18 protein-coding genes are annotated in these 15,643 nt (G+C 63.5%); 4 read left to right on the forward strand and 14 right to left on the reverse strand.

All coding sequences use genetic code 11. The features are described from left to right. Positions 1-7 precede the first annotated feature (7 nt). The 9 genes from VN934_04565 to VN934_04605 all read right to left on the reverse strand — a co-directional run bounded on the left by VN934_04565 (position 8) and on the right by VN934_04605 (position 6,901). Positions 8-964 (reverse strand): ornithine cyclodeaminase family protein, encoded by a 957-nt coding sequence (locus VN934_04565; protein HXM18062.1) that lies wholly within the window; start codon positions 962-964, stop codon positions 8-10. A 5-nt stretch (positions 965-969) separates the two neighbouring features. After that, complete coding sequence (gene phaC / locus VN934_04570) at positions 970-2,061, reverse strand: class III poly(R)-hydroxyalkanoic acid synthase subunit PhaC (protein ID HXM18063.1); 1,092 nt, start codon at positions 2,059-2,061, stop codon at positions 970-972. 2 nt (positions 2,062-2,063) lie between these two features. Beyond that, positions 2,064-3,098: a poly(R)-hydroxyalkanoic acid synthase subunit PhaE gene (locus VN934_04575; protein ID HXM18064.1), complete on the reverse strand. Its 1,035-nt coding sequence runs from the start codon at positions 3,096-3,098 to the stop codon at positions 2,064-2,066. A 3-nt stretch (positions 3,099-3,101) separates the two neighbouring features. Next, positions 3,102-3,602, reverse strand: a complete 501-nt coding sequence (locus VN934_04580) for a hypothetical protein (GenBank protein ID HXM18065.1) — start codon at positions 3,600-3,602, stop codon at positions 3,102-3,104. A 21-nt stretch (positions 3,603-3,623) separates the two neighbouring features. Then, positions 3,624-4,343 (reverse strand): SDR family oxidoreductase, encoded by a 720-nt coding sequence (locus VN934_04585; protein ID HXM18066.1) that lies wholly within the window; start codon positions 4,341-4,343, stop codon positions 3,624-3,626. Positions 4,344-4,393: 50 nt separating this feature from the next. Then, positions 4,394-4,819 carry a MaoC family dehydratase gene (locus tag VN934_04590; GenBank protein ID HXM18067.1) on the reverse strand — a complete coding sequence of 142 codons (426 nt, stop codon included), beginning with the start codon at positions 4,817-4,819 and terminating at the stop codon, positions 4,394-4,396. Between the two features lie 12 nt (positions 4,820-4,831). Next, a complete protein-coding gene (locus tag VN934_04595; protein HXM18068.1) occupies positions 4,832-6,028 on the reverse strand; it encodes a thiolase family protein in 1,197 nt (398 codons plus the stop codon). Between the two features lie 135 nt (positions 6,029-6,163). Further along, the gene (locus VN934_04600; protein HXM18069.1) at positions 6,164-6,541 is read right to left on the reverse strand and encodes a hypothetical protein; all 378 of its coding nucleotides are present in this window, start codon (positions 6,539-6,541) and stop codon (positions 6,164-6,166) included. 81 nt (positions 6,542-6,622) lie between these two features. Continuing rightward, a complete protein-coding gene (locus VN934_04605; protein HXM18070.1) occupies positions 6,623-6,901 on the reverse strand; it encodes an Lrp/AsnC ligand binding domain-containing protein in 279 nt (92 codons plus the stop codon). A 57-nt stretch (positions 6,902-6,958) separates the two neighbouring features. Here VN934_04605 and VN934_04610 point away from each other — a divergent pair, with 57 nt between their 5' ends. After that, positions 6,959-7,816 (forward strand): aldo/keto reductase, encoded by an 858-nt coding sequence (locus VN934_04610; protein ID HXM18071.1) that lies wholly within the window; start codon positions 6,959-6,961, stop codon positions 7,814-7,816. Between the two features lie 70 nt (positions 7,817-7,886). On the opposite strand, the gene VN934_04615 is transcribed toward VN934_04610, so the two are convergent. Further along, positions 7,887-8,726: an MqnA/MqnD/SBP family protein gene (locus VN934_04615; GenBank protein ID HXM18072.1), complete on the reverse strand. Its 840-nt coding sequence runs from the start codon at positions 8,724-8,726 to the stop codon at positions 7,887-7,889. 54 nt (positions 8,727-8,780) lie between these two features. Between VN934_04615 and VN934_04620 the strand changes: the two genes are divergently transcribed. From VN934_04620 to VN934_04630, 3 genes are read left to right on the forward strand one after another with little or no spacing between them, the layout of a single operon-like run. Next, positions 8,781-9,146 (forward strand): metal-sulfur cluster assembly factor, encoded by a 366-nt coding sequence (locus VN934_04620; GenBank protein ID HXM18073.1) that lies wholly within the window; start codon positions 8,781-8,783, stop codon positions 9,144-9,146. Continuing rightward, positions 9,143-9,922, forward strand: a complete 780-nt coding sequence (locus VN934_04625) for an ABC transporter ATP-binding protein (protein ID HXM18074.1) — start codon at positions 9,143-9,145, stop codon at positions 9,920-9,922. The genes VN934_04620 and VN934_04625 overlap by 4 nt, the downstream gene beginning before the upstream one ends. Then, positions 9,915-10,679, forward strand: coding sequence for an ABC transporter permease (locus tag VN934_04630; protein ID HXM18075.1), 765 nt, complete (start codon positions 9,915-9,917; stop codon positions 10,677-10,679). The genes VN934_04625 and VN934_04630 overlap by 8 nt, the downstream gene beginning before the upstream one ends. Before the next feature lies 1 nt (position 10,680). On the opposite strand, the gene VN934_04635 is transcribed toward VN934_04630, so the two are convergent. The 4 genes from VN934_04635 to VN934_04650 form a co-directional block, all read right to left on the reverse strand. Beyond that, positions 10,681-12,174, reverse strand: a complete 1,494-nt coding sequence (locus VN934_04635; GenBank protein ID HXM18076.1) for a diguanylate cyclase — start codon at positions 12,172-12,174, stop codon at positions 10,681-10,683. A gap of 108 nt (positions 12,175-12,282) precedes the next feature. Beyond that, positions 12,283-12,765: a thioesterase family protein gene (locus tag VN934_04640; protein ID HXM18077.1), complete on the reverse strand. Its 483-nt coding sequence runs from the start codon at positions 12,763-12,765 to the stop codon at positions 12,283-12,285. After that, complete coding sequence (locus VN934_04645) at positions 12,762-15,263, reverse strand: M1 family aminopeptidase (GenBank protein ID HXM18078.1); 2,502 nt, start codon at positions 15,261-15,263, stop codon at positions 12,762-12,764. Before VN934_04645 ends, VN934_04640 begins: the two co-directional genes overlap by 4 nt. A gap of 14 nt (positions 15,264-15,277) precedes the next feature. Next, on the reverse strand, positions 15,278-15,625 hold the full coding sequence (locus tag VN934_04650; protein HXM18079.1) for a hypothetical protein: 348 nt from the start codon (positions 15,623-15,625) through the stop codon (positions 15,278-15,280). Positions 15,626-15,643: the final 18 nt, after the last annotated feature.

Below are 15,643 nucleotides of genomic sequence, written 5' to 3' on the forward strand. Positions count from 1 at the left end.
CACTACATTAGGGCACTACATTTAGGGCTCGGTCGTAGACGAGGGCGGCGCAGGCGATGTCTTCGATGGCGATGCCGAGCGACTTGAAGACCGTGATCTCCTCGCGGGAAGTGCGACCCGGGGACTTGCCCGCGACCGCGTCGGCGAGCAGCGTGAGGCGCGGCTCCTCGGGCAATGCACCCTCGGCGATCGCCTGGATGATGTCGGCGGCCTCGTGCATCGCCCCCTCGATCGAGTCCACGAAGATGCGCGCGCGTGACATCAGCGCGCCCGGCAGCTCGCGCATGGCCGGCGTTGAGGCGCCCACGGCGTTGACATGCGCCCCCATGCTTATCGCGTCTGCGGCGAAGAGCACTTCGGATGCGGCAGTCGTCGTGCATACCACGGTGGCGCCGCGACATGCCTCATCCGCCGAAGCCGCGGCGCGCGCCGGTATTTTCCGCGCGGCTGCCACCCAGCTCGCGAGCGCGTCTGCCTTTGCCTTGGTCCTTCCCCATACGCGCAGCTCTTCAATGCGCATCACCCGCGACAACGCATCGATGTGAGAACGCGCTTGCACGCCGGTGCCAAGAACAGCGAGCACGCCTGCGCTTGAAGCTGCCAGCGTTCGCGTGGCGACAGCCGAGGTGGCTGCAGTGCGGATTTCGGTGATGTAGCGGCCGTCCATCAGCGCCAGCGGTTCGCCCGTGCTCGGGTCGAAGAGCGCGATCACCGCGTTGTGGGTGTGCATCCCCCGCGCTGCATTGCCGAGGAAGAACGTGACGAGTTTGGCGCCGAGCGCCGGCTGCGCCCCCGTGATGACGCCGGGCATCGCGCCGAGGATTCCGCCCGGCGCCTTTAAAGCCTGGCGCAGCGGAAAGTTCGTTTCGCCCGCGGATTGCGCGCGCAACGCGCCGTCCACGGCCGCGATCGCGTCGTCCATGTCGAGCAGGCGCGTGACCTGCGCTTCGTCGAGGACGAGCATCGGCGCTAGCGCGCTTTGAGCCAATCCGCGATGAGCGGAGGCAAGTCGCGCTGCACTTTTCCGCTCACGTACATGCCGATGTGCCCGACGGGAAACGACTTGGCCGTGTAGTCGCTCGAGCCGACGTAGTCCTTCAGCGCGGTGGTCGATGCGGGAGGCACAAGCGTATCCTCTTCGCCGTAGATGTTGAGCACCGGCATGCTTATGCGATGCAGGTCCACGCGCGCGCCGCCGAGTTCCACTTCGCCCTTGATCAGCTTGTTGTGCTGGTAGAAATCCTTGATGAATTGACGCCATGCCTCGCCGGCCTGATCCGGACTGTCGAAGATCCAGCGTTCCATGCGCAAGAAATTGACGAGCTTTTCACGGTCATCGAGGATGTCGACCAGGTCGGTGTACTTGCCGAGTCCTAGCGCGAACGGGCGCAGCAGCAAGAAGCCGAAATTCATGAAGTCGCCGGGGATGTTCCCCAACGCCTGGACCATCAGGTCGGCGTCGAGCGCGTCCGCATCGCCGTTGCAGCCCGCCCATGTGTTGAGCAGTCCTGCGGGGACGTTGAAGTCGACCGGCGTGACCATCGTGATGAAGTTCTTGATGCGCTCCGGATGCAGCGCCGCATAGCACAGGCTGAACGTGCCGCCCTGGCAGATGCCGAGCACGTTGATCTGCTCGAGCTTGTGCCGCTTGAGCACGGCGTCGACGCAGTTGTGGATGTAGCCGTTGACGTAGTCGTCAATCGTCAGCCAGCGGTCCGCGCGCCCGGGGTAGCCCCAATCGATGAGATACACGTCGATGCCGCGCGTCAGCAAGCCGTGCACAAGCGAGCGATCCTGCTGGAGATCGACCATGTACGGCCGGTTGACCAGCGCGTACGAAACGAGCAGCGGCACCGGATGCAGCTGGCTCGCGATCGGCGTGTAACGGTAGAGCGTGACGCCGTCCTCGCGATAGATCTCCTGCTTCGGCGATGCGCCGACGATGGTGTCAGCGTCCTTGATCCCGCCGAGCACCTCCATGCCGCGCACGATCTTGCGGTTGAACTCGATGAGTTCGTGAAGAGCGCTGTCGGGCGTGATGTCGATGGGCAGCGGCGGCACGGCTAGCTGCCCTCGCGTTCTTCGAGTTTCTTCTGCAGCGCTTTGACCATCTTGCCGAGCTCGTAGATGCGGCGGTTGGCTTCGTCGATATCGGTGGGCGTCGGCAAGCCGCGCATCTTCATATACGCTTCGAGCACCTCGCGCTCGCGGATGCGCTGCGTCATCGACGCCTTGACCAGCCTGCTCTGTGCGGCGATGTACGGCTCCGAACGGAAGAACTGCATGAACTCATCGTCGAATTCGTCGATCCACAGCGTGAAGAGCTCGCGCAGACTCGTGACGCTCTCGTGTTTTTCCCCTTTGGCGACGAGCGTTCGCACGAAGCGTTCGTACGCGCGCACCCAGGCGTCCGCCATGAGGCTTTGATAGTCGAGCGTAGCGCGCCGCAGCGCCATCCACGCGTCGAACGCGCGCACTTGTTTGTCGTGGGATTCGCGCGACAGCCCGAGCGACGGCATGTCGATGAGCTTGCCCAACGTGCGCTCGTACGCGCTCCAAAAAAGGCCGCTCATCTCCGATGCAGCGGCTGAGCTGTCCCCCTTCGCGACGTCCTTGAGCGAGCGTTGTGATTGGGTGAACGAATCCATCCACGGTTTGCTGAAATGTCCGAATTGTTCGAGGTACAGTCGCCACAGCTCGGCGGCGTCGGTGCCGGCGTGCGCGAACTGCTCGGGAGACTGCATGAACTGCTTGCGCGCTTGCTCTGCGTGACGCGCGAGCGCCGCGCTCCAATCCTCGCCCGCTTCGACGCGCGGCGCGACATCTTTCCAGGTGTCGGCGAAGAGCGCGGCCAGCCGGGTCATCGCTTCCTGTCCTGCTAGCGCGCGCTTGGCGACTTCTTGCACGAACGGAGCGCTGCCGGCGGTCAACTGCTCGACGCTTTTGGCGGCGAGATCGCGCCATTGCTCGAACGCGCCGTTGGTCGAAGGCGATGCCGCGCGAGTGGCCGTCGGCATGTCAACCCAGCTCTGCAGTATCTCCTTTTGCGCTTGCACCCACGCGTCGGCGAGGGCCTGCGAGTCTTCGATCCAGCTCACTTGTTACGATTTCGCGCTTTTTTCGGAGGATTTCTTTTTCTGACTCAGCGTTTCGGTCCAGCGCTTCGCCCAGTCGCGCTGAGCCTCGAGCGCTTTGTCCGCCACCTCTTGCCACTTGCGCATGAACGATTCGACGTCGCTTTCCCACGCGCCGCCGGTTTTCGCCGTGTTCAGCCTGCTCACGACGCGGATCCATTCCGACCAAAGGCGAGCTTGGGTGTCGGCGAGGGTCTTCATCATGTCGCGCGCCTGGCCCGCCCACTCGCGCAAGCCTTCCGGCGCGTTTGCGGAGCTCAGCTGCTCGGCCCACATCTTGGTCCACTGCGCCTGCATCTCGAGCGCCTTCTTGATCGATTCTTCCAGCGCTTGCATGCTCTTCTCCCACATCTCGCCGGCCTGCGAGCCGCCCAGGCCTTTGGAAGCGGAGAGCATCGTATCCCACGCCCGCTTTTGGGCGTCGGTCCACATCTTGATCATGTCTTCTGCTTGCTTGGTGTAATCCATGACGATTCGTCTCCTGACTATTTACATGTGGTGGCCGCCGTTGATGCGCAAGACCGCTCCCGTTATGTAGCTCGATGCCACGGGCGAGAGCAGTATCGCGCATCCCCAGCCGATCTCGTCCGGCTTGCCGAAACGCCGGAACGGGATCTCCATCAAGATCTTCTCCTTCACTTTGTCCGGCACGGGCTTGAGCATATCGGTGTCGATGAATCCCGGCGTGATGACGTTCACCCGCACGTTGTTCCGGGCTCCCTCGCGCGCAAGCGTTTTGGCGAAGCCGACCAGTCCGGCTTTCGACGCTGCGTAATTCGCTTGCCCCATGTTGCCGCGCTCGCCGACGATCGAGCTGATGAACACGATCGAGCCGCCTTTGCGTTCGTAGAGCTTGCCAACGAGCGGGTGGGTCAGGTTGTACGCGCCGGTGAGATTGGTGTGGATGACTTTCGTCCAATCCTCGGGTGTGATGTTCAAGAACGAGTTGTCGCGCGTGATGCCCGCGTTGGACACCGCGCCCCAGATCGGGCCGAGTTCGTTCTCGACGCGATCCACGGCTTTTTGCATCTCGTCCGCGCTGGCGATGTCGGCTTTTATGGCCAGCGCGCCGCGCTGCCCCGGCGCCGTCTGGTAGGTGTACGCGACCTTGCAGCCCATGTCTTCGAGCAGGCCCACAAGCGCAGCACCGATGCCGCGGCTGCCGCCCGTCACAAAGATCACTTTGCCTTCAAGGCCCAGCGTGATCATTTGCCTTCCTAGTCCGAGCTTCGCTCGGAACGCTACATCGAGAGAGTCTGTTATGCGATCTGCTTGCGCAACGCATTCGCCTCATCGAGCAGCATGACCGCTTCCCCGTCCAGGACCGCCTCCCCATGCTGATTGACGCAGCGGGTGTGCAGGGTGATGATCGGCTTGCTTTCGTGGATCGAGGTCACCGTGGCCGATGCGGTGATCGTGTCGCCGATGAACACGGGCTTCAGGAACATCAGCGACTGCGAAAGATAAATGGCTCCGGGTCCCGGCAGCTTGGTTCCCAGCACCGCCGAGATGAGGCTGGCGGTGAGGATGCCGTGGACGATCTGTTTGCCGAAGCGAGTCCCTTTGGCGAACTCGGCGCTGAGGTGCATCGGATTGTCGTCACCCGACACGCCGGCGAACGTCTTCAGGTCTGCTTCGGTGAAGGTCTTGGTCACCGACGCGGTGACTCCGGGAGCAAGCGTCAAATGATCCTCCTCTTATTTCGCGACGAGTTCGATCGCCAGCGCCGTGGCGCCGCCGGTTCCGTGGCAGATGGCGGCGAGCCCGCGACGGCCGCCGTGGGTTTCCAGCGCATTGAGCAGGGTGACGACGAGGCGCGCGCCGCTCGCGCCGATCGGGTGGCCGAGCGCGATCGCGCCGCCATGCACGTTGAGTTTTTCGTACGGCACATCGAGGAGCTGGTGGAAGAGCGCGTTGTTGAGCGCAAACGCTTCGTTGTTCTCGAACAGATCAAAATCCGCGATGCTCATGCCAAGCTTGGCGAGCAGTTTTTTGACCGCCGGGATCGGCGCCTCGGGGAAGCGCCAGGTCTCGCCTGCCGCCCACGCCCCGCCGAGGATGCGGGCGCGCGGTTTCAGGCCCCGTTTCGAAGCGGCTTCCCCGCTCGCCAGCAACAGCGCCGCCGCGCCGTCCGATAGCTGGCTCGCGTTGCCCGCGGTCAAGACGCCGTCTTTTCGAAATGCAGGGCGAAGCGCGGCCAGCGACTCGCGCGTCGTATCGCCGCGGATGCCTTCGTCGTGCTCGAAGACGGTTGGGGCTTTCTTGCCGTTGAGTTTGATCGGCGCGATCTCACGCGCGAACGTTCCCGTCTCGGTCGCTGCTCGAGCGCGTTGCTGCGACATCAGCGCGATCTCGTCGAGCTCGCTGCGCTCGACTTCGTATTCGCGCGCGAGGCGCTCCGTCTGTTCGCCCATGCCCTCGCCGGTGATGGGATCGGTAAGCCCGTCGACGACCATCAGATCCTTGATCTCTTCAGGCGCGCCGAGCAGCATCTTGTAGCCCCAGCGCGCGCGATGCGAAATGCCGAAGCCGGCCTGCGACATCGATTCGAATCCGCCGGCGAGCACGAGGTCGGCGTCGCCGACGCGGATCATGTTGTGCGCGTTCATGACGCTCATCATGCCCGATGCGCAGACCATGTCGATTGCATAGCCGTCGATGGACTCCGGGATGCCGGCCTTGATGGCGGCCTGGCGCGGCAGCAGTTGCCCGTGACCGCCGCGCAGCACATTGCCGAAGACGAAAAGATCCAGGTCGCCGCCCGGCACGGCAGCCCGCTCGAGAGCGGCTTTCATGGCGTGCGCGCAGAGGTCGGCGGGTGAGAAGTCTTTGAGCGCGCCGCCGAACTTGCCGATGGGCGTGCGGGCAGCGGAGACGAGATAGACGTCGGACATAGCAGTTGAGACTTTGCCGAGCGAGCGAGCACAGTCCTGGGAAACGAGCCTGGAACAAGCGACTTTCGCGGCAGGAACGGACATAAAAAACGGACCTAAAGGTCCGTTGCTACGTAGAGGGGTTGTCTGTGAGGGCTAGTTGATGGCGATGGAGACGGCGATACGCTCGCCGTTGCGCATCACGCCGGTGATCGTCAGCTTCTGGTTCTGACGGATGTCGGCGATGGAGCCGGTTTCGCCTTTGCGCGCGATCGATGTGGTGGGGGTGACGTGAATCGTAACCCTCGCGCCGCCGGTCTGCAGCTCGATCGTGTTCTGACTGTAGTGCACGGCCATCACGACGCCGCTCATCGTGAAGCTGGTCTCGGCGACTAGCGCTTCCTCAGAGATGCTGTATGCGGCATCGAAATAGGCCGCCTGCGCAGTGCTTCCCGTCAGGACAAACGCCAATACCAGGGCCGCGCTGAGGCGCCCCGCAGCGTTGACCACTGCCCCCGACTTCTTGTTCATCATTAATCTAACGAAAGTTTGCGCCTGGTCGTTTCGAGCCCCTGCCGGCGGAACGGACCTGAGGGTCCGTTGCTACGTTAAAGGTCAATCGAGTCCGATATCCCACATGGCTTGGACGTCTTTGCGACTAAAACAGCGGAAAGCGACCAGCGTCATGGTCGCTCGTATGCCCTCGACAGCGGACAAGCGCTCCGTGACCAAGTCATTGAGCTGGTCGTGGTGTTTGACGCGGATGATGGCGACCAGATCGTAGGCGCCGGCCACGCTGTAGACCTCGGTCACCGCCGGTATTTCGAGCAGCGACGACGAGACCGCAGGCACTTTGCCTCGCTCGATGTTCATGAGGACGATCGCGGTGACCAAAGCCTCTCGTGCCTCCCATGCTAGGCGCCCCGTTGTGCGAACGCGAACCCGCCCGCCATGAACAGTACGGAACTGCCATCTCGACTCCTGGGCAAGACCGGGCAGCGGGTCAGCATTTTCGGCCTCGGCGGCGAGGGCGTTTTGCGCACCTTTGGTTACGATGCTCAAGCGAGGGCGATGATCGACGCGGCGCTGGAGGCGGGCGTCACGTATTGCGACAGCGCGCGTGCGTACGCGGGCAGCGAGCAGTATTACGGCGCGGCGTTAGGCCCCCGCCGCGAGCGGATCTTTCTGACCTCGAAAGCGCACGAACGCAGCAAGCGCGGAGCGCTTGCGATGCTCGATGAAACGCTGCGCAACATGCGCACGGATCATCTCGACCTCTGGCAGCTGCACGACGTGCGCACGTGGGATGAGATCGAGATGATGGGCGATCCCGAGGGCACCTATGCCGCGTTCGAGCAGGCCAAGCGCGAAGGCAAGACGCGCTTCATCGGCGTGACGGGGCATCACGACGTCGAGGTGCTGCTCGCCGCGATCAAGCAGTTCGATTTCGACACGGTTTTGCTGCCGATCAATCCGTGCGAGCCGGCGGCCGAGGCGTTTGCCGACGCGGTCGTGCCCGAGGCGAACGCGCGCGGCATGGGCGTGATCGCGATGAAGGTGCTGTGCAGAGGTCTTCTTCTGCAGACGCAGGAGCCGCCCAGCGTGCAGCAACTGTTCGACTACGCCTTGAGCCAAGCGGTGTCGCTGGCGATCATCGGCTGCGACGATGTATTGCAGGTGCGCGAAAACGCGGCGGCCGCGCGTGCTTTCAAGCCGATGGCGCAAGCGGACCAGCGCGCGCTCGAAGCGCGCGTGCGCCCATGGGCCGAGCGCATGCTCTACTATCGGCCTGCGGCAGCTCCCAGATAAAAGCCGGACTAAAGTCCGGCATACCACATCCGGGGCTAAAGCCCCGGCACTACATTTAGTCGAGGATATTTCAGTCGACGAAGTCGATTTTTTCCACCGCGGGGACGATGCCCCGTTCGGCGCCGCGTTCGAGGAAGAGCCGGATGCTCGTCCGCGCATCCTCGCCGAGATCGATGGTGCGCCGGTTGACGTACATGCCCACAAAGGCGTCGGCGGTCTCCTTCTCCATGCCGCGCGCGTAGCGCAGCGCCCACTCCAATGCTTCGGGTCGGTGCGCCAGTCCGTACTCGATGCTGGCCTTGAGATCTTGCGAAGCCTGGCGCTGGACATCCTCGGGCAAGGAGCGCTTGATCGCGTTGACGCCGAGCGGCAGCGGCAGGCCGGTTTCGTCATGCCACCACGAACCGAGATTGACGATCGAATGCAGGCCGAGCTTCGCATGCGTGAGCTGGCCCTCGTGGATGAGCAAGCCGTATTTCACGCTGCCGTCCGCCACGGCTTCCATGATCTTGTCGAACGGCATGACCACCGGGATGAACTCCTTGATGCACAGATGCAGCGCGAGGTACGCGCTGGTCATGAGGCCCGGTACTGCGATCGCCGCGCCGCGCAGCTCCTCGACCTTTGCCGGTTCGCGCGCCACGACCATCGGGCCGTAATCTTTCTCCCCCATGGACGCGCCGTGGTTGAGGATCGCATATTTGTCGGCCACGTACGCGTACGCGTGCACGGAGATCGCGGTGGTGTCGAGCTTGCTCTCTTTGGCCCACTCGTTGAGAGTCTGGATGTCTTCGAGGATGTACTCGTACTTCAAAGCGCTTTTCACGGCGCCCGACGCCAGACCGAAAAACATGAATGCGTCGTCCGAATCCGGCGAGTGACCGAGCGTGAGCGTGTGTGTGGGCGTCATCGTGCGCCGCTTCGCGCAGGACTCCATTTTCTCCGCCCCTAAACAAGCAAGGCCATGAATGACGAAACGACTTCTCCCACGACCACCGGGCCAGCGACCGAAGCCGCTGAAACGCCGGTCACCGAAGAGCGCGTGCGCGAAGAGCTCAAAAATGTCGTCGATCCCGAGATCGGCCTCGACATGGTCAGCCTCGGGCTGCTGTACGGCGTGACCGTCGAAGGCAGCGACGTCAAAGTGCTCATGACGCTGACCACGCCCGCGTGTCCGGTCGGACCGATGTTCGTGAACGCGGTGCATACCGCGGTGATGGCGATGCCCGGCGTGAAGTCGTGCAGCGTCGACCTGACGTTCTCGCCGCCGTGGGATCCGCGCACGATGGCCAGCGACGACGTCAAACTTCAAATGGGGTTCTATTATTGAGCGGCGCGCCGCCCGCGTCCGCGACGCCGAACGGCGCCCTTGACGGCGCCGTTTCCATTCGCCATCTCACCAAGCGCTACGGTGAGGTGCTGGCCGTGGACGATCTCTCGTTCGACGTCGCGCCCGGCGAGTTTTTCGGTTTCCTCGGTCCCAACGGCGCCGGCAAGACGACGACCATCAACGCGATCGTCGGCCTCGCCACGTATCAATCGGGCAACATCAAGATCTTCGGGGCGGACGCGGTGTCGGAATATCGGCGCGCGCGCTCGTACGTCGGGTTGTCGCCGCAGGAGTTCAACTTCGATCGCTACCTGACGGCCGAGGAGATCCTTGAGTTTCAGGCCGGCTATTACGGCATCCCGCGCGCGCAGGCGCGCGCGCGGGCCAAGGAGCTGCTCGATCAATTCGAGCTGACCGACAAACGTCGGAGTTTGTTTATGCAGTTGTCCGGCGGCATGAAGCGGCGCTTGTCGCTGGCCCGCGCGCTCATCCACCAACCGCGCCTGCTCATCCTCGACGAGCCCACCGCCGGCATGGACGTCGAGCTGCGCTTGGAGCTATGGGAGTTCTTGCGCGGCATCAACGCCGGCGGCATGACCGTGCTCATGACCTCGCACTATCTCGAAGAGGTCGAGCAGCTGTGCAATCGCATCGGCATCGTCAACTATGGCAAGCTCGTGGCGCTTGAGGACAAGGCCGCGCTCATGGCCAAGCACGGCACGAGTTCGCTGCAAGACATCTTCCTCGATCTCGTCGGGCGGCGCGCGCGTGCCTAACTACATCGGGCTCAGCACGCTCGTGCGCCGGGAATTCAAGCGCACGGCGATGACGATCAATCAGGTCGTGTGGCCGCCGATCATCACGACGCTGCTCTTCTTGTTCATCTTCGGGGTCGGTTTGAGCGCGCGCATCAAGACGCTCAACGGCGTGCCGTACCTGGAGTTCCTGCTGCCCGGACTCGTCATGATGAACGTCATCTCCTCGAGTTATGACGAATCGTCATCCTCGTTGTTCCAGCAGCGCTTCATGATGTCGATCCAGGAAGTGCTCATCGCGCCGCTTTCTTATTTCGAGATGCTCATCGGTTTTCTCACCGGCAGCCTGCTGCGCGGGGTCGTCATCGGATGCCTGGTCATGGGCATCGGCCTCATCGTCGTGCATGCCGGGCCGAGCAACATCCCGGTCTTCAGCTTCTTCATGTTCGTGACCGCGCTTTTGTTCTCGTCGATCGGCATGATCGGCGGTTTGATCGCGAAGACGTTCGACAACCTCGCCATCGTGACGACGTTCATCATCACGCCGCTCACCTACGTCGGCGGCGTGTTCTCGAGCATCCATCTGCTGCCGCCCCTCCTGCAGCAGATCTCGCTCTTCAATCCTATGCTTTATATGGTGGACGGCTTGCGCTACTCATACACCGGGGTTGCCGACATCAGTCCCGGCATCGACGCCGTCGTCGTCAGCGTGCTCGCGGTCATCGCGTTTAGCGTCGCTTATTGGATGACCAAAAAGGGCGTCAATTTGCGCGTGTAACTCAGGCGCCGGGGGGAGATTCGCGCAGGTACTCTCCGTAGCGTGCGTAGTTGTTGCCGCCCGAGCGCTTCGCGGAGTACATCGCGCTATCGGCGGAGGCGATCAACTCATTCGCGGTGGTCCCGTCTTTCGGAAAACCCGCGACGCCCATGCTGATCCCGACCGATCGCGTCTCGTCGCCGACCTTGATCTTGTCGCGCGCCGCTTCCACGATTTTCTCCGCCATCGATTCGATGTCTCGCGGCAGCGTGATCGGCGGCGTGAGGATGGCGAACTCGTCTCCACCGACTCGCGCGAAGAGGTCGCTTTCGCGCAATCGCCCGGCGATGCTCGTGACGACTCCGCGCAGCGCGTCGTCGCCGGCCGCATGGCCCTTCCTATCGTTGATCTCCTTCAACCCGTCGAGATCGAAATACAAGACCGCGAACGAAAGCTGGTGGCGTTGCGCGATATTGATCGACCGGTTCAGCTCCTGGATGAAATGCCGCCGGTTCGGCAAGCCGGTGAGGTGATCGTTGTTGGACAGCTGCGCGAGCTGCGTCTCGGTGCGCACGTGATCCGTCTCGTCGCGCGCGGCGACGTAGATCAGGCGCCGGCTCGGATCGGGCACGGCGTTCCAGACCAGCCAATGATAGGAGCCGTCTTTGGCGCGGTAGCGGTTGCGGAAGCCGCGCACGCGCTCGTTGCGGCTGAGGCGCAGCATTTGGTAGGCGGTCGGGGCACGATCCGTCGGGTACACGAAATCGGTGAACGGCCGCGATTTCATATCTTTGGGCATGTGACCAAGCACGCGCTGCCACGCCAGATTCGTCCATAAGAAGTAGCCTTGATAGTTGACCACCGCCACGAGGTCGTCCACGGCCTCGACGAAGTGCATGCCCTCCGACTCCAATATCTCGCGGCGGCCTTCCGAGAGCAGCGCGATGATCATGAAAGCAAGGACGGCCAGCACCGCGGTCGCTGCCGCCGCACCGGCGAGTTCCTCGCCGCGCTTGAGTTCCGCCGTGGCCGCGTCGTCCGCCATGCTCAGCATGGCGGACAGGTCCGCGCGCATGCCGCGCATCAAACGCGCCCCGCGCGAGCGGATCGCGACGAGCTCCGCCGTCGCCGGTTTGGTCTCGATCGACGGCCGGGCGACGCCGCTCAGCCAGCGATGATAGCCGCGGTAGAACCGGTTGAACGTGGCTGCCGAAGAGGAGGGCAGGGCGGCGACTTCAAGTCCGGCCTTGCGCATGGTTCCGTCAAACGTGTTGCGATCCGTCAAGTACGAGCGCAGGTCGCGCTGGTCGTGCCAGACGGAGAAGCCGCGCACGCTGGCGTCCTGGTCGAGCAGGTTTGCCTCAAGGGCTAGAATGCTGGAGCGGGCCGCCTGGATGCGTTCTGCGCGATTGAATGAAGGTTCGATCTGCCATTGGACCAGCCAGATGAACAGGAGCGCCGCCCCGAAGACGATCGCAATAGCGATTATACCGAGCCGCTTACCGCTTGTCCGCACGGTGCTCCACGGGGCCAGTGTTTACCAAGTACTCGGCGGCATCCTAGGCCTTCCGGGGCTAAAGCCCCGGCACTACATCCGAGCTAGCGCTCGGGTCGCTACGTTCGATTACGCTCCTTTGGACCTGGTCCGCACGAGTTTCTTCGGGGCGCTGGTGAGCGATTTGCCCTCGAATGCCTCGATTTGGTGCCGGCGTTTATCCGAGATAGCGACCGACTTGCCGGTGGCGTAGTCGTACATCACCTGCACGGAGTTCACCTCGCATACCAGCTGGCCGGTCACGACGTTGCTGATCTCGGCCTCGCACAGGAACGACGAGCGGCGCAACTCGGTGATCCGCACGCCCACGAGCAGTTCGTCGCCGAGTTTGGCCGGCGCGTGGTAGCGCGCGGTCACTTCGGCGAGGACGAAATCGAACTCCGACACATCTTGCAGCTCGCACACCTTCATCCAGTACTCGTTGCGCGCGGTCTCGCAGTAGGTCAAGTACACGGCATGGTTCACGTGGCGCATGCCGTCGATGTCGCGGAACGCCACCTTGATCGGACGCGCGAACTTGAAGCGGTTTTCGCGAGGACCCTGGTCGCTCATGGATTCCTCGGCGCGCGCGGCGCCTTGCCCTCGATCACCGCGATGGCTTCGAGCGCAGCGCGGTGTTGGAACGAGGTTTTCGCGCTCTGCGCATAGCGCTGAAGGTACGGGATGGCCGCGCGATCCCCCAGGCCGGTAAGAGCGCTCACGATCGCCCTATTCGTGCGCGCGTTAGGGTCGCCGAGCAGGCCGCCGAGGAATTGCGTCACCTGCGCGTTGCCCTTGCCGATCTCCCCAAGCGCGTCGATCGCGGCATTTCGCGTGTCCAGTGGAGCCCCGTAACGCGCATACTGTTCCTCGAGCGGGATGACGTCCGCACCCTTGAGCTTTGCGTAACCTCGCAGCGCCGCCGAGGCGATCACTCCCTTGTCGGATGGTTGCTGCAGCGCCTTGGCCAGCACGGCGTCCGCACCCGCAGCCTTCGAGGCTGCGAGCGACTCGACCGAGTTCGCGATGACGGCGTAGGACGGATCGTACGTGGCGTGCAGATTCAACGCCGCGACCGACGAGATGTCGCTGCCGAAGAGAGCCAGCGACTTCGCCGCCGCCGCTCGCACGTGGGCGCTCGGATCGCCCATCGCTTGACGCAGCGCCGAGGCGGCCCGCGGATCCGGCGCGAATTTCGCAAAGCCCGCCGCCGCGTAGGCGCGGGCGTCGGCCACCGGATCGTGCGCCAGGAACGTCTCGGCCGCAGCGAACCGCTGGACATCCGGTTTCGCCGGCGCGATCAGCGCGTCGAACGCATCGAGGCGATCGAACACCGATGGCGCCTTGCGCGCGATGAAGGCCAGCTCGTCGTCGCTGCGCGGGAAGCGCACCTTCGAAACGATGGTGTGGCCCGGGTCGAAGAGCAGCGCCACCGGTTTGGCCGGCGCGGCGATCGTGAACACCTGACGGCGCTTGTCGTTTTGGATCAGCGTCGGGTGCGGCGTTCCGTCGCCGTCGAGCAGCGCGATCGTGATCGGCATGACGAACACGGCAGGCGTGTTCCATGCGGTTTTTTGCGTCTGATCGACCGCCACTCTGATGGTGTTCGTGGTCGCATCATATCTGTACGAGACGCTGTATTCGGGGAAGCCCGCCTTGTACAGCCACTCGATCGTGAACCAACCGAGGTCTTTACCCGAGGCTTGCTCCATCGCGGCTTGCCATTGCGCGGTGTCGACGGACTTTTCGCGGTACTGCGTGAGGAACGCCGTCTGCGCCTTCTGGTAGCTGTCGGTGCCGACCACCGTGCGCAGCATATGCAGCACCAGCGCGCCTTTACCGTACGTCGTGTCGTCTGCCATATCGAACGGATCGCCGTACATCTGCGTCACGACCGGCCTGCGGTAGGTCGCATCGTTGCTGAAGTATTCCGCCTGCGTGTTTCGCCGCTCGATGTCGAATCCATCGATGCCGTGCGCATGTTCGGCGTACAGCATCGTATAATACTCCGCGTAGCCTTCATTCAGCCAGAACTGGCCCCAATCCGCGCCGGTCACGAGATCGCCCCACCACTGGTGCGCAAGCTCGTGCGCCAGCAGGCCTTCGCCGTCGGCGTCGAGCTCGCTGCGCCGGTCGTGCAGGGAGCGACTGGTGAGCGTCACCGCTGAGACGTTTTCCATCCCGCCGTACAGGAAATTGGTGACGACGGTTTGCGCGAACTTCTCGTAGGGATACGGCACGCCGTTGAAGTCGGAGAAGAACTTGATCATATCCGGAGTCGCGCGGAACGTGAACGCCGCCTCGGCGATGGCGTCCGCCGGCGCGTCATACGTCACCGGGATCGGGCCGGCGTGGCTGGAGGCCTGGGCGAACGCGCCCGCGATGATCGAGATGAGATAGGTCGAGTGCGGCACGCTCTCGACCCAATCGAAGGTGGCGGTCCTGCGAGCGCGATCGTGCGTCACCTTGGCCAGCGAACCGTTGCTGATGACCACCTGACCCTCGGGGACGGTGATGACCGTTTCGCTTGGGGCCTTGCGGTCGGGGTTATCGTAGGTGGGGAACCAATAGTGGTTGTCCTCGGGCTCGCCTTGCGACCAGACCTCGCGCGGCAGTCTGGGGTAGAACTTGTCGGGGCCTTCGAAGTACAGACCTTTGATCGGCCGCGCTTGATAGCGCGTTTCGATCGCGTAGGTCTGACCCGAGACGGCAGCCTGCGGCAGGTAAACGCGCACGTAGTCGGCGTGCGTCTCGTAGCGCAGCGACGAGCCGCCTGCGAGCGCAACGCGTGTGAATCGCAAGCCGGATGCGTCGAGGTCGATGGAGCGCCCGCCCGCCTGCACCATGCGAATCGTATTCGTGACGTCGCCGTCGACGGAGCGATTCGCTTCGTCGAGCGTCGCAAGGATTTTCACGTTGACGAGATCGTAGACGTGGGGGCGCGCGACGTGACGATGCGCGCGGCCGGCGGCGAAGAGAACGCGGTGGTCGCCGTCAGCGTTCGCGATCGCGGGAAGCGACAATACCGCGCAGAGGATACCACCTACTACGGCCAGACTAAAGTCTGGCATACCACATGCTTTCACTAGTCTTTCACGACCGCTGGACGGCGCGCCGCCAAGCGCATGAAAACGCCTAGGTACGTCCCGACGAACGCCGGCACGAACGCCAGCAGCGGCGACAAAAGGTAGTCGGGGGTCAGCGGCCTGGTCCCATCCATGAGCCGCGACGTGATCTGCGCGATGGGCACCCAAACGCCGAGAATGGCGGCCCAGCGCCATGCCCTGTTCGGCTGCGCGAAGCCCAGGATGAAGCCGAAGACGAGCAACAACGACACGGTGACCTGCACCTCAGCGGTGTTCAGATCGACGTATGCCGCTATGAAACCGAATACGATGGCAAGCGCAGACAGCCATACGGTGAGCGTCCGCATTGCCGCCCCATTCCATGC

It is taken from the genome of Candidatus Tumulicola sp. (assembly GCA_035601835.1).
Lineage (GTDB): Bacteria > Vulcanimicrobiota > Vulcanimicrobiia > Eremiobacterales > Eremiobacteraceae > DATNNM01.

Excerpts from the sequence above, each read along its gene's own strand:
- VN934_04610 (HXM18071.1), top strand. The coding sequence starts at position 6,959 with ATGAACAGTACGGAACTGCCATCTCGACTCCTGGGCAAGACCGGGCAG.
- VN934_04615 (HXM18072.1), bottom strand. The coding sequence starts at position 8,726 with ATGACGCCCACACACACGCTCACGCTCGGTCACTCGCCGGATTCGGAC.
- VN934_04620 (HXM18073.1), top strand. The coding sequence starts at position 8,781 with ATGAATGACGAAACGACTTCTCCCACGACCACCGGGCCAGCGACCGAA.
- VN934_04565 (HXM18062.1), bottom strand. The coding sequence starts at position 964 with ATGCTCGTCCTCGACGAAGCGCAGGTCACGCGCCTGCTCGACATGGAC.
- VN934_04650 (HXM18079.1), bottom strand. The coding sequence starts at position 15,625 with ATGCGGACGCTCACCGTATGGCTGTCTGCGCTTGCCATCGTATTCGGT.
- VN934_04645 (HXM18078.1), bottom strand. The coding sequence starts at position 15,263 with ATGCCAGACTTTAGTCTGGCCGTAGTAGGTGGTATCCTCTGCGCGGTA.
- VN934_04585 (HXM18066.1), bottom strand. The coding sequence starts at position 4,343 with ATGATCACGCTGGGCCTTGAAGGCAAAGTGATCTTTGTGACGGGCGGC.
- VN934_04600 (HXM18069.1), bottom strand. The coding sequence starts at position 6,541 with ATGATGAACAAGAAGTCGGGGGCAGTGGTCAACGCTGCGGGGCGCCTC.
- VN934_04640 (HXM18077.1), bottom strand. The coding sequence starts at position 12,765 with ATGAGCGACCAGGGTCCTCGCGAAAACCGCTTCAAGTTCGCGCGTCCG.
- VN934_04595 (HXM18068.1), bottom strand. The coding sequence starts at position 6,028 with ATGTCCGACGTCTATCTCGTCTCCGCTGCCCGCACGCCCATCGGCAAG.
- VN934_04580 (HXM18065.1), bottom strand. The coding sequence starts at position 3,602 with ATGGATTACACCAAGCAAGCAGAAGACATGATCAAGATGTGGACCGAC.